The organism is Paenibacillus uliginis N3/975 (assembly GCF_900177425.1).
Taxonomy (GTDB): Bacteria; Bacillota; Bacilli; order Paenibacillales; family Paenibacillaceae; genus Paenibacillus_AQ; species Paenibacillus_AQ uliginis.
Genome location: NZ_LT840184.1, coordinates 784,683 through 804,541 on the forward strand (window position 1 = coordinate 784,683; position 19,859 = coordinate 804,541).

Here is a 19,859-nt window from a genome sequence, read left to right on the forward strand (position 1 = left end):
TCTATGGATACTTGCTAAGAAGTGGGGTGCACGCCTCCAGCGCAAATGAGGGGAGGGCAAATGTGTGAGGCGAAAAAAATGGGGGAGCCGGCGGATATCGTTTCCGTCCTTGCCGTCATGGCCCAGGCCGAGAATCCGGCGTGTATATAAAAAGCGGCCTAGAAATCACTTTACACCTGTAAAAGCATCTTGGAACAGTGTACGTCCTCAGGGATCGAAACCGCGGAGCCGAAGAAAATTGTGGCTTATCGCGTCACTGATCTTATTGTTCGGAATCATTCAATTGTTTCTTTATGTGGAAAGAAATTTGAGACCGCCCATTATGCATCTGGCTCAAATCCGTGTTAAGCAAATTGCGACGGAAGCCATTAACAAAGCAATTACAAGTCAGGTAACCGACGGTAAGCAGTTTGATAACCTGGTGAACTGGAAAACCGACAGTACAGGCAAAGTGACCGGGTTTATGCTGAACTATGCAGAGCACTTAAAGATCACATCTTATACGACTCAACTTGTTCAGGAAACTTTGGAGAGTATTCACAAACGGAAAGAGCATATCCCTCTGGGCCAAGTATTAAAAAGCCCCATCGTAGCATCCTTTGGGCCGCAAATTCCAGTCAAGATTGAACCTCAAGGAGCTGTGAAAGTTCAGCTGGATACTAGGCAGCAGGAAGCCGGGATCAATATGATTCTAGTCGAGGTATACGTTCATATTGTGACAGAGGTTGCCGTTGTCGTTCCTTTTGATATGGAGCCTCAGGTTGTTGAAACGGATATCCCAATCTCCTACATGTTAGTAGTTGGTGATGTGCCCATGTATTATTACGATAATCAGGGCAGGCCGGTAGGCGAAAATAGCAATAATGCGCCGAGCATCGCTCTTCCTCCAATGAGTAAGTCAGAAGGCGGTGCTGCAACAGGGGAAAAGGCTGATCCGAATCCGGGAATCTCGGTACCAGCTCCGGAAGGGCATAAGGAAGTACCCCCTCAGGAATCAGAGGGTGTCCCTGATACAAGTATCGATCCGTAGCTCAAATCAAGAAGAAGCGCGCCCTAATGACTTAGGGACGCGCTTTTTTATTTTTTCGTAACGATTGGCGCTCTTCATTCTCCCAATGCCTGAGAAGCGGGTAAGGATCAAATGACCACTCGCTAAGACCAGTGTCTCGGTAAATTCCATAGTGTAAATGAGGTGGGAATTTACCCTGTGTTCCCGGTTTTCCATATCCGGAGCTTCCGACCCAGCCAATGGTCTGCCCCGGGGTCACCACATCGCCTGACTTGATTCCTTTATCAAAGCCCTGAAGATGTGCGTAATAATGATAATGATTGTTTAGATCACGGATGCCAATCCGCCATCCTCCGTATTTATTCCAACCCTTGAGTTCGACTATACCATAGCAGGTGCTGCGGACAGGCACCCCGTACCCCGCAAACAGGTCAGTCCCCTCATGAATTCGTTTGCCTCCCCAACTCCGTCCCATACCATAGGTGCTACGGTAGGAGTAGTTATTGCCCACAGGGAGCGGAAAGGCATGGGCGAACAGATCGAGTTTGCCAAATGTTTCATAAAGTTTGGAATACTGCATGACCCGCTGAACGGCTCTTCCGTTCTGATAATACGACCATAATCCGATTGCGAAATCATCCTTAGAGTGTCCGTAGGGCTTCAGTTTGGCCGAAATGCTGTATAGCAAGTCAGTGTTATTGTTAGGATCCGCTTTTCCGTCTCCGTCTCCATCTCGACCTAAACCGGAGAACATTTCGATCGTTGGGGGATTAGTGTCCTCTTGGTTCGGATTCAACGGACCTGTCCAAGCTGTAGTTGGAACGAAAATACCTGTAAGACGTTCAGGATGCTTGCGGTCTTTAGGATGCACGCGGGTCAATGTCCGCTCGTATTGATCGATGGCTGCCAAACGATACCAGGGTACTTGGGTCACGGCTGAAATTCGGTCATACAACATCTTTCTGGATGTAAAGACATCATCTTCCTTCGTCTGCGCAACTGTTGACGCATCAGTTAGAATAGCTTCTTCTGCTGCAGCGCAGCCCGGTCCCCAAAAGTATGCGGCTGCTGTAAAGGCGGTTAATAAAGCCGCAGTAAAGTGGCGCTTCATACCCAATCGACCTGATTTTCGTCGTGGTTGTTTCATGGTGTCCCATCCTCCTAACCTTCGTTTTCAAAAATACACGGACATTGATGCCTACCTGTAGGGTGAATCGAATGACTGATTTTTATCCATGCCGCTGAAAGATGAATTCCATATCGATGAAGATAGGTAATCATAAGATTTTCATGATATAATATGGAACAGTTAAATGGACTATCTAACTCAACTCAAATCGAACGAAAGAAGGTTCTCTTCTTGTCCAAAACTTTGAACAAACAACCTAAGCCGGACTGGATTAAGATCAAGCTCACAACGGGCGATAACTATAACGAAATCAAAAGCATGATGCGTTCCAAGACACTTCACACCGTGTGTGAAGAGGCGCGCTGCCCGAACATTTATGAATGCTGGGCTAACCGTACTGCTACGTTTATGATTTTGGGAGATATATGCACTCGGGCATGCCGTTTTTGTGCAGTCAACACAGGTTTGCCTACAGAACTGGATCTACAGGAGCCTGAACGTGTGGCTGAAGCAGCCGAACAGATGAATTTGCGCCACTGTGTTGTGACAAGTGTTGCCCGTGATGATTTGAAAGATGGCGGAGCTTATATATTCGCGGAAACGGTAAAGGCTATCCGCAAACGTCTGCCGTTGTGCAGTGTTGAAGTGCTGATTCCTGACTTTATGGGTAGCGCGGAATCGCTGCAAATCGTCATGGACGTAAAGCCGGATATTCTGAATCATAATATTGAAACGGTTGAACGGATGTCTGACCGTGTCCGTGCCAAAGCCAAATATGAGCGTTCCCTGCAATTGTTGAAAAATGCAAAGCAAATGCAGCCGGACATCCCAACCAAATCCAGCATCATGCTGGGCGTAGGTGAGGAATGGCACGAAATTTTGCAGGCGATGGACGACCTTAGAGCAGTAGATTGTGATATTATGACAATTGGTCAGTATTTACAGCCTTCACCTAAACATTTAAATGTGGAGAAGTATTATACTCCTGAAGAATTCGCTTTATTGAAGGAAGAAGGACTAAAACGAGGATTCAGCCACGTGGAATCTGGACCGCTTGTGCGGAGTTCTTATCATGCGCATGAGCAGGTAAAATCGGCTGAACGCCATAAGGATGAGATTGTACGGTCATAGCCGGGAAAGGCAGGGGAAGTTTGTTTGATCGTTATAGGCAACAGAAGTTACGAAGTACTTGAGGATCATAGAAACGGTTGGAATGCTGAGGCTTTCCGCGAAAGGTACAGTGAAGTGCTTGAGCGGTATGACTATATTGTCGGAGACTGGGGATACAACCAGCTGCGATTAAAGGGGTTTTATCGGGATAACCATCCGAAAGCCTCCAAAGACGTAACCTTCTCGACAATGTCTGATTATATTAATGAGTACTGCAATTTTGGTTGTGCTTATTTCGTGCTCCAGAAAAGCAAGGAGATCAAAGACCCGAAAGAGCTCAAGGAATTGAAGGAACAGGAATTGAGGGAGGCACGGGAGGCTCAGGAAAGTCGCGCCGAGCAGGAAGCGGATGAGTTAACCGAAAGCGAGGAAAGAATAGAGCTTAGGGAAAACAAATCTGGCGGGCGTTCGAGTGAACCGGGAACAGGTAAAGAGCCGCAGGAATACCGGAGCAAACGCGAGGCAGTAAAAGAAGTAAAAGAATCCAAGGAGCCGCGACCTAACAAATCGCCAAAATCCTGGAAGGAATCTAAGCAGCGAGACAACCGGGACAATCGAGACAATCGTCTCAATCAAAAGAATCAGCATCAGGCTGAGTAGGATACATACTATACGTACCACCAAAAACAGCAGCTCCTGCGCAGGGCTGCTGTTTTTGGTATGAATCGATAAATATTATCCGAGGAAAGCGTCCCGTACCCGATTCCAGAAGGGGAACGGACGATAGCGAGCAAAACTTACCTTCTGTTCTGCGACCTGACAGCGAACGGAAATAAGATCATCAATCATGAAATTGTTATGATCGACCGTAAGCAGCAAACGCTGGTCTTTGCATGAAAAAATATCGCAATGATGATGTTTCGGAAGAAGAAGCGGAGACCCCAGCGTTCGGAAGATCCGATTGTTTATAGAGGCAATTTCCGCGATTTGAAGTGCATCGATGGAAGGGTGAACCATAGCCCCCCCGACACTTTTGTTGTAAGCTGTACTGCCGGAAGGTGTTGAAATACAAATACCGTCTCCCCGAAACATTTCAAAGGTTACATCATTAATGTCGACTTGGGCAACGACAGTGCCGTCTACACCTTTAAGTGTGAATTCATTTAGGGCGATATACGATGCCGTCCCCGATTTTTTATGAATTTCGAGTTGAACTAACGGATACTTAACAATGCGGGGTTTAAGAATTTTAGGATCGCCGATGCCGCACATGAGATCAATCAGTTTTGGCAGTTCGTCTGCTTTCCAGTCGGCATAAAAGCCGAGATGTCCGGTATGAACCCCGACAAAAGCAAGGTCTGGAATACGGTCGATAAACGTATGGAAAGCATGGAGCATCGTGCCGTCTCCGCCAATGGAGACAACGATCTCCGGAGATTCTGCATCCAGTTCGAAGCCCCGCTGTTCCGCCAGCTTGTGAAATTGTTGACTCAATTCTACAGACAATGGGTCTCCGCGGTCCAGAACATAGTATCTCAAGTTGATAAGCTCCTTCTGTAAGGTTATATATCGATGATAATCAATCTTGGAGAATAAAACAATGTCACCTTGGGAAATTGCGGAACTTTCGTCGCAGTAGGATAAATACTTCCATCAAGAGAGTCAGACTGATAAGGATACCGAGCAATATGCAAAATACCGCCATAATATGGTTATACCCGCTGGAAGACAAATAAGAAACGGCTGAGATGGCTTGAGTTGTTATCGTCTCCCCCATAATCGGATTCCAGAACAGTAGGACCGCAGTTGCAGCCACGACCCCATGGATCAAGCGGGCAATCATGAACGGTAAATAGCGAAGATCCGTGGCATTCAAAATACTTGCGATTTGGGCATGTACTGACAAGCCGCCCCATGACAATATGAAGGCTGCAACTGCCGCTTTGTAAGCTAAAGGAATTACGTCCCCAGCTTCACCCGCATAACGGGCACCCAGCGTGACTTCAAACAGGCCACCGACCAGTGCCGTAGATAATTGTTCTGGAACACCGACAAGGGACAGGAGGGCACTTACAATCTGATTCAGGGCGGGGATGGCTCCCGCACGTGTCCAGAGCTCCAGAAAAACGGAAAAGAATACAACCAGGCCGCCTACGACAATAATAAGCTGGAGAGAAGATTGAACCGCTTGTCTCAAAAGAGTCCCAAAATCACGACCGTCTGCTTCTCTCGCATGATGCATGGCGTGAATCGCAACTTTAAGACGACTGCCCTTTGCCAAATCTGTAGAATGATCCGAAACTGTATTGTTTTTACGACCGTGGAATCGCATCAAAAGTCCTACCAGAAATCCACCGCCGTAATGCGCTAATGCAAGAATTAAACCGATTTGCGGGTTGTGGAAAAAACCAATTGAAACGGCACCAATGAGAAAAATAGGATCTGAGGAGGTTGTGAAAGCAACCAGGCGTTCTCCTTCGTCCCGGTTGACCATTTTTTGTTCCCATAACTTAGCTGTCAATTTGGCTCCCACTGGATAGCCAGACACATATCCCATAGCCGCGACAAATCCTCCGCTTCCGGGAATACGAAATAAAGGTTTCATTAAGGGATCCAGCAGAGTTCCGATAAGGTGAACAACGCCAAATCCAAGTAGCACTTCGGAAATAACGAAAAAGGGAAAGAGTGATGGGAAGAGTACGTCCCACCAAATGGAGAGACCACGGATTGCAGATTGCAGAGCGGCCCCGGGAAAAGCCGCCATAAGGACGACAATGCTGAATAAACCGGTCATGAGAAATATCCAACCCATTCTTTTCATGGTCATATATTTAACAACGCCCCCTGGGTAGAACAGATCATGTCTGCGGTAAATTTAGCCTTACTGCTTCATCTTTATGCGGAAATTAGGACAAACAGTACAAAAATAGTTAGAAAGCGGTTACAGAGGTGCTTTATTTTTGAGGACATTGTGCTATAATTAAAGCATCAAAGCACATCTTTCGAATTATGTTTGGATGGAGTGATGATCATGAGCATAGTCGCAGGTATTCTGGTTTGCGCCTTCGTTTATGTAATACGTGCCTCTCTCGTCCATCAGGGTGAAGAGGACTGGCGCAGTTATTAAATAGGAACAGGGTGCTAAACTTCGTTTAGCGCCTTTTTTGTTTTAGACGACATCCTTATATCGCAATAAAAACTTCCGCTAAACGCGGTCTGGCTTCATGTGATTACGTTGATAGAAATTTTTGTTATGTCTGATATAATGAGACTAACTTACGATTACTTATTTCAAAGATGGGGGATGGATTACGGAAATGGATCCGAGCTTGAGCATATATGATAATCTTGGCGGTGCAGAAGGAATCCGCTCATTAGTGGAAGCTTTTTATCCGCGCGTTCAGAAGAATCATCTGATTGGCCCTCTTTTTCCAGAGGATATTATGCCGGTGATGGAGAAGCAATATATGTTTCTGAGCCAGTTTTTTGGAGGGCCTGCCCTGTTCTCGGAAGCTTACGGACACCCGATGATGAGAGCAAGACATCTTAATTTCCCGATTACGAACCGCCATGCAGATGAATGGCTAGGTTGTATGGCTGGCGCTTTGGAGGAGATTGGCGTGGAAGAGACACTGCGGGATTTTGTTCTTAAGCGCTTATCCGGTCCCGCCCGACATTTTGTGAATACACCTTAAAGCTGCTTTTAGTTAAGACACCATCATGGGGGAAAGGGATGTCAACGGTATGGTTTTAGAACCTTTGTACACGATTACAGTTACATGCGGGAACTGCGATCATCCATTTACTACTTCAAGAGTACGGCCAAGTTTTAAAAAAGCGGTGAGGACAGACACGGATTTTTGCGGGTATTACAAAAATGAGAATCCTGACTATTATGTGGTAAGAGTCTGTCCAAAATGCGGATTTGCCTCAACTGAGAATTCAGCTGAAACCTTAAATGATCACCAGAAGTCAGAATTCCAGTCGAAAATCGCGAGTAGATGGATTAAGCGTGATTTTGGGGGTTCACGCAGTCTGGAGGATGCATTGGAGGCATATAAGCTGGCCCTCCTGTGCGCCCAGAGCATTGGGGAGAGGGAGCGGATTATCGCTAGTCTTCTTCATCATATTTCCTGGTTGTACCGCTATCAAGAGAATGAGGAGCAGGAACAGCGTTTTTTGACTTACAGTCTTGAATCGTACATTCGAGTCTATGAGATGGATGGGGTTGGCGCTAACGATGCTCGCTTGCTGTATCTGATCGGGGAAATTAACCGCCGGGTGGGCCGTTACAGCGAAGCCGTTCAATGGTTCTCTCGCGTAATTCAAGACAAGAAAATTGTTGATTCAGCCATGATTCGTGCTTCTCGCGAACAGTGGGCCGTATTGCGCGAACAAATGCTGGCTGAGAAATTAGCGCTCCCGGAAGAAATGAATTCCCTATAAGTGTGTGTTCAAAAAGGTCGGTTTTCAGCACCGAGAAGGTTGGATGAAGCTAGGGACTGAGGAGCGGAACGTACGTTTTGGGTACGTGAGTACCGGAAGGACCGGCTGAATTCAAGAGTCGATGCCGAGCCCACTTCCTGATTCACTTCGTGATCAAAAGCGGACTTTTTGAACAACCTCTATAACGCTAAAGAGGCCCTTGTAGAAGAGCCTGAAGCGTCACAATATGTTGTTCGCAGTGCGGTAAAAGCTTGCGTTACCTCAGCTTCTGATCGGTAAGAATATAATCGGCATCGCTGTCGAGTACGGTAACTCTATTATGGCAGCATGGAAAGATGAGGAGTTTCTTCTTGCCTTCGCGCACGCTGATCAGTTCTTTCGGCTTCATGGGAAGCAAAACATTGTCACAGCCGCAAAAAGGGCAGTTCTGTACATACACGTCTCCGGAAAGAATGTCATAAGGCCAAGCGTTTGAAAAAGGGATCATGGTTTCTCCGTGGAACCGTTTTTTGGGTCCGCTTCCCCAGACGAAGGCTTCTGCTCCGATCCAGCCAATTCTGCAATTTTTTGCATCAGAATGTGCTGCGGCATATGCATAAGGTGCTCCAACGGAACGCCAAGCTGTTTTGAGAGGATGATTGCCGTCTCCGGCGATATTTGCAATGGTCTCATAGAAGTCGCCCTCCAGCAGTAATTTATAGGATATAGTTATAGTTATACACTTTTACACGGTACCACACAAATTAAAACTTAGATTTTTGTATAAAGAAAGGTGATGACCATGAAAAAACGGCTACAGCAAACGTGGGATTTGGAGTCCATTTTTCCGGGGGGATCGCATTCTCCAGAGCTCGCTGCGTTTTTAGATTCACTTGAGAAGGAAGCAAATGAGCTCCGTGCAGCCGTTCAGGCCGCCAATGTTCCAGCAAATCTGGAGGAAGCTAAAAGTTTGGAGAACATTCTTTCTTTATTAGAGAAATGCACCGCTATGACAAGTGAAGCAGGTGCATTTGTAGGCTGTCTGGCGGCTCAGGATCAAAATGATAAAAAAGCAGTTCAGCTGTCCGGACGGGTTACTGCGATTAGAGCAAATCTTCAGAGTGTTATTGCTAAATTCAACAATCTTCTTCGTGGAATTGAAGATACACTGTGGGAAGCATGGACTTCAACAGAGAAAGTCTCGCCGCTGAAGTTTATCCTGAATGAGAGCCGTGATCTGGCGCGTGAGAAAATGAATCCTGAACTAGAAAGTCTGGCACTTGAGCTTGCGATTGACGGATACCACGGATGGGGAAACTTTTACGACACAATTGTAAGCAAAATACAAATACCATTTGAAGAGAATGGCAAGACCGAAATCCTTTCTGCAGGTCAAGCTTTCAACAAGTTACATAACCCAAATCGTGAAGTAAGACAGGAAATGTTCGAAAAATGGGAACAAGCCTGGACAGACTCGGAAGATTATTGTGCGGATACGCTGAACCATCTCGCCGGCTTCCGGCTTAAGCTTTATGCTAACCGAGGCTGGGAAGATGCTCTTAAAGAGCCACTAGCTATTAATCGTATGTCCCATGAAACCTTGGATACGATGTGGGCTGTTATTCAAGACACAAAGCCGGTGCTCGTGGAGTACCTAAACCGAAAGGCCAAACTCCTCGGACTTGATGGGTTAACTTGGACCGATGTAGAGGCGCCAATACGAACTTCCGTTTCCAAAATTACCTATGATGAGGCGGCTGAGACCATCGTTGAGCAATTTAGCAAGTTTAGTCCGAAACTGGCTGAATTCTCCCAGATGGCTTTTGACAAAAGCTGGATTGAGGCAGAGGATCGCCCAGGCAAACGTCCTGGTGGTTTTTGCACATCCTTCAAAGTAAGCGATCAGACGAGAATTTTTATGACCTTTGGCGGAACTGTTTCAAATGTATCTACATTAGCTCACGAATTGGGTCATGCCTACCATCAGCATCTGATGAGGGGCTTGCCGGTTCTGAATCAAAGTTACGCTATGAACGTAGCCGAAACGGCCTCCACTTTTGCAGAAATGATCGTGGCAGATGCTCTCGTCAAGGCGGCTAAAGACGAAGAAGAAAAACTTGCTTTGCTGGAAGAGAAAATTCAGAATAGCGTTACTTTCTTCATGAATATCCATGCCCGCTTCTTATTTGAAACCCGCTTCTATAACAAGCGGAAAGAAGGACTGCTGAACGCGGCTGAGATTTCGGAGTTAATGGAAGAAGCTCAGAAGCAAGCATACTGTGAAGCCTTATCTTCTTACCATCCTCATTTCTGGGCTTCCAAGCTGCACTTCTACAGTACGGGTGTGCCGTTCTATAATTTCCCGTATACGTTCGGCTTTATGTTTAGTACAGGGCTTTACGTTCTGGCGCAGCAGGAAGGCAGTACATTTGCGGATAAATACGATGCACTTCTTCGGGATACCGGAATAATGACAGTAGAAGAGCTTGCGAAAAAGCACCTTGATGTCGATTTGACAAAGCGGGATTTTTGGCAGAGTGCAGCCGACATGTGTGTTTCCGATATTCAACAATTTTTGCGTATGACAGATCATTTGGCGTAACTTGCAGAAGATTGAAATATCATGGATTAAAGGAAGTCCGCAAGGACTTCTTTTTTTGTCGCAAAAAATAGAATAATGCCGTAATACAGCACAGGATGTTATGAATCATATGAAAATAATAGTAATAAATACCCAATTATGTTGAATGTTGTTGATGATTGCTAATATTTGACCTATAATGAGTCATAAGCCCTATAAAAGGGAAATTTTTGAAAATACAAGGGGGGTTGAAATGATTAAATTGGATCAACTATCGCTGGTTAGGCAGTTAGATTTAGTGTTTAGAGAGTTGGAGGAGGAGTTGTCAGGACTATCTTCTGGCACTGTATTTGTGCAAATACGAAATAATGTCATCGGTAAATTCGGGATTCGTCATAATCCGCTTACCGGTCGAAACGGTGTAATTACTTCCGCTGGAGAAGGGTTGAACCAAACTCAACAATTATCCTTCCGTGCTATGGCGCTTGAAAGCTTGAAGCATAAACGCCACTGGACTCATGGAGAAATAAGCTATGATTTTACCGTGAGACAGGGACTAATAATTATTGATGCCGTACTTGAGTCAAACTACAACATGGCAAATCTGATGATTCGATACCCTAGAACAAGTGTCTCTGAAGCCGCTTTGGAATCCTGATATCATATCATTTTATATCCATAAATTTTATAAAATACATGCCGAAAGAGGCGATCTTTGGGGAGAAGATCGCCTCCTTCTTTATTTGGAGGAACAAAATCAACTACATGTTCGAACGACCTGTCAATTGTTGTTCAGCCATTTGAACCAGACGTTTAGTGATGTATCCTCCCAAAGAACCAGTCTCGCGGGAAGTGTAGTTACCCATATAACCGTCTTGTGGGATAGATACGCCCAATTCCTGTGCCGCTTCATACTTCAACTGTTGAAGTGCTGCGTTAGCTTGGGGAACGACCAGGTTATTAGAACGGCTTCCGCCTCTGCGGCCTTGACCTGCTTGACCCATACCCATGTTTGTCACCTCCTTCGGCGTTGTATGAAGTTATTATGGTTGAAAGAAGAGAATCTCATGCGTGTAGTTTCTAACATCATTCCTGGTAATATTAGGACAAAAAAAGAGCCCTGAAACTATTCAGGGCTGCGGTTGTTTTATGATACGATTTTATCCTTATGTATTCGGATAGTGTATCTGCAATTTCGTATGAAGTTCGACAGATTGACCGGGTTCCAAATGGATAAGACCCGTTGTTTCATTCGGTAGATCCAGATTCGGTGCATTAGGAAGCCAAGTATAAGGTTCAATGCACAGAAATTCATCCGCTTTTCCCTTGGTGTACAAGACCCAATGCTTGAAATAGGAGCGGTCCGCAGAATAATGGATTCCGTATCCGTCATTTCGGGTGAGAATTGCTTCGGCAGGCTCTCCCTCAGGGATACTTAAAATAGTGTCAAAATCAGCGTCTTTTAGATTGAAGCCTTTATTTAATGCTTCCAGTTCACCGAGGGGGGCCTGACGCCCTGTTGGAATAAGTTGATCATTCAATGTGTAAATACCCTCTACCGGAAGTTTTAATGTCCACTGATCAGGCTGGCCATCTAACAGGAACCAGGTGTGGTATCCCATACCAAAAGGAACAGGTTCGGTACCATTGTTGATGACGCGTAAACGCTTGTGCAGTTCCGATTCTTGTAACCGGAAATTCATCTGCAGCTTTAACGGTTGTGGCATTTGTGCCGTCCAACGGGGATCTTCAGAAGTTGAGAACTCCGTTGTAATCGCACAGCCTTCATCATCCTCTTCGATATCACTTACACACCAAGCTTGGGTGCGGTGCAGTCCATGGATATGATTGTCGTTAGCTGTATTTTGGTCAAACTGATAACTGGTGCCGCCGTATTCAAAACGGCCTTTCTCGATTCGTCCAGGCGGGATAAGCATCGGCATGCCGAAGTGGTAAGGTTTCTGTAAGTAGAACGCCAATTCACTTTCTTCTGGCCTCCGAAGTACGTGGCGCTGTTCTTGTTGGTCCTTAATTTCGATGACATTGTTACCGAGACGGGGAAGGAGTGTCACTTCTAGCCGGCCGGTTTTTAAGATATAGGTGTCGTAACCATTCCATTGTCCTTTGGTCACTTGATTCATATCGATGCCCCTTTACCACAGTAATCAATAGTAGATGATTAACCTCATCATAACAGATTTTACGGGCTGACGTAAAAAAAATGCTTGGAAAAGATACTTGCAATAGAAATGTGTGAGCTGAAAAACTTAAAAGGCTGTAGTTGCCAGAGGGCGATTGCTTACAAAATGACAAATTAGGAACGTCTGCTTCTGGCTTTAATGATAAAGCCCCAACCTATATTGAAAATGGTAAGTATACCGAGTCCTATAGCTAAGAGTATGTTATGACTTATACTTATGGAAGCTGCAGTCATCAGGATGATGGAAGATACCGCGAACCAGAGGGACAGGCCCTTGCTCATGTTAATCACCTCCAAATTTTTTAAATTTATATTTCGGTATAAGGTTACGAGAAGGAGACATAATAAGCTTGCAAGCTTGCACTGGAACACAGACATATTTCATTCAGTGAAGGGAGATTAGAATAACATGGCACAAAGAGGTTCCCGCAGCAATAATCTGGTTGTACCACAAGCAAATGCAGCCCTGCAGCAACTTAAAATGGAAGCAGCTCAAGAACTGGGTGTCACCATTCCTCAAGACGGTTACATGGGTCATTATACTTCCCGTGAAAACGGATCGCTGGGTGGATATATAACCAAGCGTCTTGTACAAATCGCAGAACAGTCGCTTTCTGGTCGTAACTCGTAATCACTATTCATAATGTGCAGTCCAAGCCCGGAGCTTTTGCTTCGGGCTTTTTGGTGCAGCGCTTTCTTAAACAAATTGTGCCTTAATAGAAGGCGTAACGTCAAGACGAAAAAGTGACATCAATTTTCACTGAATTGTCATATAGATGGAACGAATTCCGAAGGATTGATAAACACTTTTTACTAATGATATGATAAACTTTATAGCGGAGGCAGTCTTCCTCCATAACGACAGAAATAAGGAGGAATGTTTAGACGTGGAAAATCCCATGAGTTATCAGGCTCCTTCGGATTCCGCAACACTGGCTTCCGCAAGACCCAAGCCTCCCGAAAAAGCGGGTACATGGAAAGATTTCATAGCTGTGACAAAACCCGGGATTATTCGCTCTAATCTAATAGCGGCATTTGCCGGATTTTGGATGGCATCCCGTTGGGACATACATTTTGGTTTAATGATCATGACACTTCTCGGAACCGTTTTGGTTATGGCTTCCTCCTGTGTCTTTAATAATTACTTTGACCGGGATCTGGATATGAAGATGGCACGCACGAGCGATCGCTCGCTGCCAACGGGACGCCTTACGCCGACAGTGGTGCTATGGTATGCAATTACTTTAGGCATCGTTGGACTAGCCGTATTATTTATTTTCTCCGGTGTGCTGTCCGGTATATTTGGACTCGTTGGTATGTTCGGGTACGTAGTTGTTTACACGCTATGGCTTAAACGCAGCTCGACCTGGAGTACATCCATCGGCGCCATTCCGGGTGCTATGCCGCCGGTTATCGGTTATGTGGCCGTGACTCAAACGGTTGATATGGGCGCATGGCTATTGTTTGCTTTGCTGTTTCTATGGCAGCCGCCGCATTTTTGGGCATTGGGCATCCGCCGTGTCGAAGAATATCGCGCTGCAGGCTTCCCGCTTCTTCCGGTCGTGAAGGGCATTCAACGGACGAAGATTCAAATGATTCCATACATTGCGCTGTTGGTTCCGCTGCCTATCTTGATGTATGTGTACGGATATGCGGGGATCTTTTTTCTTGTCATCTCACTGCTGCTATCCGTGGTTTGGCTCTACCTTGCCTTTAAAGGCTTCCGGGCAAAAGATGATGAGGCCTGGTCGAAAAAGATGTTTTTCTTCTCCATTAACTACCTGACTATAAGTTTATTTGTTCTTGTTCTCAACACACTCCAATAACGTAGAGTGTGTTTCCATATATAAACATAGGTGGATGAAGGGAGAACGGAATTAGATGACTTCGCTAAAGCGGTATAAATGGAGTTGGCTGCTGCTCGCCGTTTGTGTGATTGCTGCAGTGGTTCTGGTTTACAATGCGCTCGGTATTGGACAAAGCAAATTTCCGGTCGTGGGGCAGGTTGGGGATTTCGCCATGGAAAATGTGGATGGTAAAAAGGTGTCCAGGGACGATACGAAGGGGCAAGTGCGATTGATGTACTTTTACTTCACCAGTTGTCCGGATGTTTGTCCTGTAACGACATTTCTGCTGTCCCAAATCCAGAATGAGCTAAAGAAAGACGGAACGTTTGGTAAAGACGCTACATTTGTTTCGATCTCCTTTGATCCGGTAACGGATACTCGGGAGAAAATTAAGGAATTCGGTGATCGTTTCTTTGCTGATTATAGCGGTTGGTATTTTCTCCGCGGTGATCAAGAAAAAACACGCGATCTGATGCAGAATTCGTTTAAAATCCCGCTTCTCGGTAAGGATTCAAGCAACTATACTCACGGCAATTACATAGCTTTGGTTGACCGTGACAACAATATCCGAAAAATGTACAATGCTGCAGATCCTAACAGTGTGCAGATCGAAGATGTCGTGAAGGATGTCAAAGCATTAGCTAAAGAGTAGGATACGATAAATTGAAGAAGCGCCTGAACTATTCTGTAGAATGGTTCAGGCGCTTCTTTTCTTAAAAGCTAAGAAAGTATAAACATCGGAGTAAAGTACATCCTTATCTCGCAAGAAAAACTACCGCTAAATGTGGTCTGTCTTCTTTGAGGTAGATCGATAGAGGTTTCTTATCGTTATTCATAAGGGCCATTTAATATCGGAGGTGGGTAAATTATAAACTCCTCCAATCCGGCCTTTTCTAGCTGGGCGATGAGGTATTCATCTGGTGTACCCTCAACCCCGGCGTACCCGCGACGTGTGTAAATATGGGAGGCATCTGGAAAAACGTCCCGCAAGAGTCCACGAATTTTTTTGCCTGAGCTGTCGTTATCCATAAACAGATACACTTCTTGATCTTTTACCCGTTTGTGCAGTGACTCCGACTTGACGGTATTCAACGTCCCAAACGTACAAAGTATCGTAATGTCGGAAGTTAGCAATCGACGAAGTCTGCTGCGATCATTTTTGCCTTCAACGATAATGAAAATCGACATGTCAGTCACCTCTGTCATATTACGGCATACCCCATCGAAATTCCCCGGGAAATGTTGCTGGTTTATATTTATGAATTCTCTATGTATGTTTAACTTGTCAACCGGACTTCATGCAAAATCAAAAGTTCCATTGACTATGACGCTTCTTTTGTACATTCAATATACAATGAACCAACTCTATCTGCCAATGGATGGGAGTGAAACACCTACGGTATGCTGGATATGTAAAGCGATGCCTCCAGAATGAAACAAACCCAAGTTATGAAGCGAAACAACTAGGGATCGACAAAAACACGGTTACAGATTGGATAAGGAAATATAGAGCAGATGGTTATGAAGGATTAAAGAAATCCAGAGGATGTAAAGCATACTCAAAGGAACTGAAGCTTGCTGCCATCAGGGATGTTTTATCCGGAAATCATTCTATACGAGAGGCGACAAAGAAGTATCATATTTCGAGTAAAAGTGTTTTGACGGGATGGATTTCCAAGTATACTTGTAGGGAAGAAATAAAACCTACTCGTAAAGGAAAAGGACTATCTCATATGAATAAAGGACGTAAAACCACTTTCGAAGAACGCATTGAAATCGCGCAGTATACGATCGCCAATGATTTGGATTATCAGAAATCCATGGAAAAATATAATGTTTCTTATACCCAGGTCTACTCATGGGTGCAAAAATATAAATCTGACGGCGAGGAGTCCCTCAAGGACAATCGTGGTCGCAAAAAGCCTGTAGAAGAGCTAGATGACCATGACGACTCAAGCTTCGGATCAAAGAACTGGAAGCACGGAACGAATATTTAGAAATGGAGAACGCCCTCGCAAAAAAGTTGGCAGAGATCAAGCGACGAAATTCACGCTAACGTTAGTCCGGCATGTGGATTTGTACCAAAGAAAATAAACCCTCAGCTCTGTTAACTTGAACTGAGGGAAATAATCTAACCAGTTTTTGTTTTTTACACTGTCTACTTGACAGGGGGCACTTCAAAACCTCGAGTGGCCTGCTTTTTCTTTTTCTGAGAGATCCCCTAGTTTTCTAACCTGAAATCTAATTTGGGAAGCCCCGGTTGAACATTTTAAATGAAGCAGCTGAGGATGATTACCAGCAAAATGTAGAGAACTAAAATCATACCTACAGAAGAGCAATGTGATACCATATGATGACAATGTTTATGAACGTGACTCATTTATCTTCACCCCTCATTTAATCTTGGTGGTCATTTGCCACACTGTATATTATGTGGAAATACCCATATGGACTGTGTGTTGGCCTACATCAGTACTTTTGGGCTGATATCATCAGGAAATTCGTTCATGATGTTAAATGTTTGCACCTGCCGGCATATCGATAGAAGGTATCTGTTTCCGGTGAGGGAGAAGCAGTAGGACGATCATCAGCATAATAAAGGCAATGAAGTACGGAGAAATTATGTCTCTAAACTGTCCTGCTGTAATAGGGCCGACAAAGGAACCTATGGACATGGCAATGGATTGATAGGAGAATACTCTGCCCAATCTTCCACCGCCGCTAAGTTCGATAAACAGGGAGGACAAGGCAGGGAAAAGAAGACCCTTTGCCGTGCCGAGCATGAACAGAATAGCAATCAACGGAAGATGATTAGCTGCAGCCAAAGTATAGAAACACAAGGCGAGTCCAAGGATGCCGATAGCCACTCTTTTACCTGGCCCATAATTATTCAAAAAGAGCATACTTAGTGTGACCAAGGCTCCCAGACTGATGGAGGAGAAGAGAAGCCCGGTTGACATAATGCTTGCCTGACCGTTAGCACGAAGTGGAATTTCGAAAAATAGAATGCCTTGCGAGCAGGCGATCACAAATGGGATCAGATACAGACGCAGACTGAAAGGGAGTGCTTTACTCGTTTCCGATTCCAATCTTTCGTTATTGTTTGTATTTTCTAGAGCAGAAGGCTTAGGAACAGTGAGAAGTGCCATGATACCTGTAAAGATCAACACCCATCCCAGAGTTTGGAATGTGCCTGAAAAGCCGGTTTTAGCCACGATAAAAGCACCTGCAGCAGGTGATAGAACGGAAGCGAGTGTATGAACTACGCCGTGACCGGACATATACTTCCCTTGAATTACCTTATCCTGTGATAATGAGGCTAACAGGGCGAGGCATGCCGGTGATAAAAAGGCGAGTACAAATCCGCTGATGGAGCGGAGTGCAAGCAGTTGCCATGGCAGCTGTACATGAGCTTGCAGCAACAGTATGATACCGGCTGCCGTCAAACTAAAAACAATGTATCTCCGGCTGCCGTGCTTGTCGATCAATCCGCCGGCAATCAGATTACCCGGTAGATGTGTTAAGGCATAGATACCCATCATCCACCCGATGAAGGTCGGGGCAGCACCGAGTGATATGGCGAACGGTGTGAGGACAGGATACTGGGCATGCAGATCAAAGAATGCCAGAAACAAAAACATGTACAACCAAATCGCTGTTTTCATAAAAGCACCTCCTACCCGCATTTAGACAGGTTATGTTCTACTTGTACGTTGAAGATGCCAAGCTTATACCTTAATTTGTATTTAAGGGGTCTTACTGACACTGAGGTGGGGAATCATGTATAATCTATAAGGACGGCTACAGGCTGCCCAGTTGATGTAAAGTGATAGGAGTGAACATGAATGGATACACAAGTATGGTTGGAATTTCTGAAACAAAATTGGCTGGTGATCGCTATCGCTTTGATCGTGCTGATTATTGTTATTAACCTGGTTAAGACAGTCATCAAATGGGCTTTGGTTATTTTGATAATCGGGGGGTTACTCATTTACAGCGGGATATCCTTAGACCAAATCAGTGAAGTTGTGACTACAGTGACGAATGAAACGGTAGATACCGTCAAAACAGAAGCTATGAACATGATGATGAAAGAAGCGAAGGAAGCAAAATATACATCAAACGGTGACGGGACATTTACCGTAAAGGCACCGAACCTGGAACTCAAAGGCAGCAGTGGATCAAAGGAAGTGGAAGTGAGCTTCCGTGGAGTGTCGGTTGGAAAATGGGATATTAACGAAACTATTCAGGAATTTATAGGACAAGCGAAAAAAAATTGAAGCAGCTAAGAGGCTAGTTAACAGGAAGGAGGGGTTTCCATGTTATCGGCATGGAGTGACAGCGTGCGGGAAGGCAATGGTATTACCATCCTGCTGCTGTTTATCGTAGCCTTTTCTTTAATACAGGGTTGGACTCGGGGAGCTTCCCGTTCGGCAGGGAAGCTTGCTTTTTTTCTCGGTGACGCTCTTCTGCGTCTAATTAGTATAGGTATTTCAGTTCCATTTACACTATGGCTGTCACCCAAAGCTTCTGCATGGCTGGAATCACTGGGAAGCCAGATTCCTGACCGAGAGCTTAAGCTGTGGGAGCAAATCTATTATACCTTTGTCAAATCTATGGCTGATTTTGCACTGCTGCGATTTGCGGTTCTCTTTATGATCAGTTACTGTCTGATTGTCTTTATACTTCGTTTATTAGTGTCATTGACGATCGGCGGCAGTTTGGGGCTGTTCGGTCTGAAGAAAGATAAACCGTCTACAATTGCTAGTCGTCTGGCAGGAGCAGGAATCGGTGCCGTTATGGGAGTAGCTCGAGGGATTGTTGTCATTGCAATTCTGTTCATATGGGTTAGTCTTTATCCGGATCATTCGTTCAGCAGATATGTTGAGTCATCACCTGTATACCAGGATGGTGCACAGGCGGTCATGGAACCATTGTCGGGTTCTCTGGTTCGTGACAAACTACCTGTATTTACTCAATCGGTTCAGGAAGAGCTGAACGGCATTATGCAGCAAAAGTATGAGGTCATTGACCATTCGATTCCGGAAGGTATCGAACAAACGGCTGCACATGTAGTTAAAGGGACGGCAACGGACGAGGAAAAGGCCCGCAAACTTTATGATTGGGTAGGAACACGAGTGTCGTACGATTATGACAAAGTAAAAGCCTATGAGGAGCAGCGGATTTGGCATGAGCAAACTCCTCAGGATACTTACGATACCCGTTCCGGGGTATGCATCGATTACGCACGTCTATACTCCATGATGGCCCGCTCCCAGGATATGAAGGTAAGAGTAGTTACAGGGCGGGGGTACAACGGTCAAGGCGGCTATGGGCCCCATGCATGGAATGAGGTTTACCTGAGCGAGAAGCAGCAGTGGATACCGCTTGACCCAACGTGGGCACAGAGCGGGAATTGGTTTAATCCTCCCCGGTTTAATGAGACGCATATTAAAGAGCAGGTATTCTAACATTAGAGGCCTCTACCTCTAAGCGAACTGTATAGTAATTCAACTGACCTTTCTTTTGAAAGGTCTTTTTTTGTTGGATTATTTTAC

Annotated in this window: 23 protein-coding genes; 13 read left to right on the forward strand and 10 right to left on the reverse strand. The window is 45.1% G+C overall.

Annotated features, from left to right (window positions below):
* The first annotated feature begins 64 nt into the window (after window positions 1-64).
* A complete protein-coding gene (yunB, locus tag B9N86_RS03640; RefSeq protein ID WP_208917807.1) occupies window positions 65-1,030 on the forward strand; it encodes a sporulation protein YunB in 966 nt (321 codons plus the stop codon).
* Window positions 1,031-1,061: 31 nt separating this feature from the next.
* On the opposite strand, the gene B9N86_RS03645 is transcribed toward yunB, so the two are convergent.
* Window positions 1,062-2,156, reverse strand: coding sequence for a M23 family metallopeptidase (locus B9N86_RS03645; RefSeq protein ID WP_244562937.1), 1,095 nt, complete (start codon window positions 2,154-2,156; stop codon window positions 1,062-1,064).
* Window positions 2,157-2,309: 153 nt separating this feature from the next.
* Here B9N86_RS03645 and lipA point away from each other — a divergent pair, with 153 nt between their 5' ends.
* Together lipA and B9N86_RS03655 are read left to right on the forward strand one after the other, a co-directional pair.
* Complete coding sequence (lipA, locus tag B9N86_RS03650; RefSeq protein ID WP_342193551.1) at window positions 2,310-3,269, forward strand: lipoyl synthase; 960 nt, start codon at window positions 2,310-2,312, stop codon at window positions 3,267-3,269.
* Window positions 3,270-3,293: 24 nt separating this feature from the next.
* A complete protein-coding gene (locus B9N86_RS03655; RefSeq protein WP_208917809.1) occupies window positions 3,294-3,908 on the forward strand; it encodes a YutD family protein in 615 nt (204 codons plus the stop codon).
* A 75-nt stretch (window positions 3,909-3,983) separates the two neighbouring features.
* Here B9N86_RS03655 and B9N86_RS03660 read toward each other — a convergent pair whose 3' ends face one another.
* Together B9N86_RS03660 and ylbJ are read right to left on the reverse strand one after the other, a co-directional pair.
* On the reverse strand, window positions 3,984-4,787 hold the full coding sequence (locus B9N86_RS03660; RefSeq protein WP_208917810.1) for an NAD kinase: 804 nt from the start codon (window positions 4,785-4,787) through the stop codon (window positions 3,984-3,986).
* A 64-nt stretch (window positions 4,788-4,851) separates the two neighbouring features.
* Window positions 4,852-6,075, reverse strand: coding sequence for a sporulation integral membrane protein YlbJ (gene ylbJ, locus B9N86_RS03665; protein ID WP_208917811.1), 1,224 nt, complete (start codon window positions 6,073-6,075; stop codon window positions 4,852-4,854).
* Window positions 6,076-6,565: 490 nt separating this feature from the next.
* Here ylbJ and B9N86_RS03670 point away from each other — a divergent pair, with 490 nt between their 5' ends.
* Entirely contained in the window at window positions 6,566-6,943 is a 378-nt protein-coding gene (locus B9N86_RS03670; protein ID WP_208917812.1) for a globin domain-containing protein, read from the forward strand.
* Window positions 6,944-6,992: 49 nt separating this feature from the next.
* Window positions 6,993-7,694, forward strand: coding sequence for a DUF2225 domain-containing protein (locus B9N86_RS03675; RefSeq protein ID WP_208917813.1), 702 nt, complete (start codon window positions 6,993-6,995; stop codon window positions 7,692-7,694).
* A gap of 256 nt (window positions 7,695-7,950) precedes the next feature.
* Here the strand turns inward: B9N86_RS03675 and B9N86_RS03680 are convergent, their stop codons facing one another.
* Window positions 7,951-8,181 (reverse strand): hypothetical protein, encoded by a 231-nt coding sequence (locus B9N86_RS03680; RefSeq protein ID WP_208917814.1) that lies wholly within the window; start codon window positions 8,179-8,181, stop codon window positions 7,951-7,953.
* Window positions 8,178-8,366, reverse strand: coding sequence for a YycC family protein (locus tag B9N86_RS03685; protein WP_208917815.1), 189 nt, complete (start codon window positions 8,364-8,366; stop codon window positions 8,178-8,180). The genes B9N86_RS03680 and B9N86_RS03685 overlap by 4 nt, the downstream gene beginning before the upstream one ends.
* Before the next feature lie 109 nt (window positions 8,367-8,475).
* Between B9N86_RS03685 and B9N86_RS03690 the strand changes: the two genes are divergently transcribed.
* Window positions 8,476-10,275, forward strand: coding sequence for a M3 family oligoendopeptidase (locus tag B9N86_RS03690; RefSeq protein WP_208917816.1), 1,800 nt, complete (start codon window positions 8,476-8,478; stop codon window positions 10,273-10,275).
* A gap of 232 nt (window positions 10,276-10,507) precedes the next feature.
* Window positions 10,508-10,912, forward strand: a complete 405-nt coding sequence (locus B9N86_RS03695) for an O-methyltransferase (RefSeq protein WP_208917817.1) — start codon at window positions 10,508-10,510, stop codon at window positions 10,910-10,912.
* Between the two features lie 103 nt (window positions 10,913-11,015).
* On the opposite strand, the gene B9N86_RS03700 is transcribed toward B9N86_RS03695, so the two are convergent.
* From B9N86_RS03700 to B9N86_RS03710, 3 genes are all read right to left on the reverse strand, one after another.
* On the reverse strand, window positions 11,016-11,258 hold the full coding sequence (locus B9N86_RS03700) for an alpha/beta-type small acid-soluble spore protein (RefSeq protein WP_208920071.1): 243 nt from the start codon (window positions 11,256-11,258) through the stop codon (window positions 11,016-11,018).
* Window positions 11,259-11,420: 162 nt separating this feature from the next.
* Window positions 11,421-12,395, reverse strand: coding sequence for an aldose 1-epimerase (locus B9N86_RS03705; RefSeq protein WP_208917818.1), 975 nt, complete (start codon window positions 12,393-12,395; stop codon window positions 11,421-11,423).
* A 173-nt stretch (window positions 12,396-12,568) separates the two neighbouring features.
* The gene (locus B9N86_RS03710; RefSeq protein ID WP_208917819.1) at window positions 12,569-12,736 is read right to left on the reverse strand and encodes a hypothetical protein; all 168 of its coding nucleotides are present in this window, start codon (window positions 12,734-12,736) and stop codon (window positions 12,569-12,571) included.
* Window positions 12,737-12,863: 127 nt separating this feature from the next.
* On the opposite strand from B9N86_RS03710, the gene B9N86_RS03715 reads away from it, so the two are divergent.
* From B9N86_RS03715 to B9N86_RS03725, 3 genes are all read left to right on the forward strand, one after another.
* Window positions 12,864-13,085 (forward strand): alpha/beta-type small acid-soluble spore protein, encoded by a 222-nt coding sequence (locus B9N86_RS03715; RefSeq protein WP_208917820.1) that lies wholly within the window; start codon window positions 12,864-12,866, stop codon window positions 13,083-13,085.
* Window positions 13,086-13,353: 268 nt separating this feature from the next.
* On the forward strand, window positions 13,354-14,280 hold the full coding sequence (gene cyoE / locus B9N86_RS03720) for a heme o synthase (RefSeq protein ID WP_425298597.1): 927 nt from the start codon (window positions 13,354-13,356) through the stop codon (window positions 14,278-14,280).
* Window positions 14,281-14,335: 55 nt separating this feature from the next.
* Window positions 14,336-14,953: an SCO family protein gene (locus tag B9N86_RS03725; RefSeq protein ID WP_208917822.1), complete on the forward strand. Its 618-nt coding sequence runs from the start codon at window positions 14,336-14,338 to the stop codon at window positions 14,951-14,953.
* Between the two features lie 176 nt (window positions 14,954-15,129).
* Here B9N86_RS03725 and B9N86_RS03730 read toward each other — a convergent pair whose 3' ends face one another.
* Window positions 15,130-15,489: a toprim domain-containing protein gene (locus B9N86_RS03730; protein WP_208920072.1), complete on the reverse strand. Its 360-nt coding sequence runs from the start codon at window positions 15,487-15,489 to the stop codon at window positions 15,130-15,132.
* Between the two features lie 191 nt (window positions 15,490-15,680).
* On the opposite strand from B9N86_RS03730, the gene B9N86_RS03735 reads away from it, so the two are divergent.
* On the forward strand, window positions 15,681-16,298 hold the full coding sequence (locus tag B9N86_RS03735; protein ID WP_208917823.1) for a helix-turn-helix domain-containing protein: 618 nt from the start codon (window positions 15,681-15,683) through the stop codon (window positions 16,296-16,298).
* A gap of 516 nt (window positions 16,299-16,814) precedes the next feature.
* Here B9N86_RS03735 and B9N86_RS03740 read toward each other — a convergent pair.
* Window positions 16,815-17,966: an MFS transporter gene (locus B9N86_RS03740; RefSeq protein ID WP_208917824.1), complete on the reverse strand. Its 1,152-nt coding sequence runs from the start codon at window positions 17,964-17,966 to the stop codon at window positions 16,815-16,817.
* Window positions 17,967-18,146: 180 nt separating this feature from the next.
* Between B9N86_RS03740 and B9N86_RS03745 the strand changes: the two genes are divergently transcribed.
* Window positions 18,147-18,581 carry a hypothetical protein gene (locus B9N86_RS03745; protein ID WP_208917825.1) on the forward strand — a complete coding sequence of 145 codons (435 nt, stop codon included), beginning with the start codon at window positions 18,147-18,149 and terminating at the stop codon, window positions 18,579-18,581.
* A 39-nt stretch (window positions 18,582-18,620) separates the two neighbouring features.
* Entirely contained in the window at window positions 18,621-19,772 is a 1,152-nt protein-coding gene (locus tag B9N86_RS03750; protein ID WP_208917826.1) for a transglutaminase domain-containing protein, read from the forward strand.
* Window positions 19,773-19,859 lie beyond the last annotated feature (87 nt).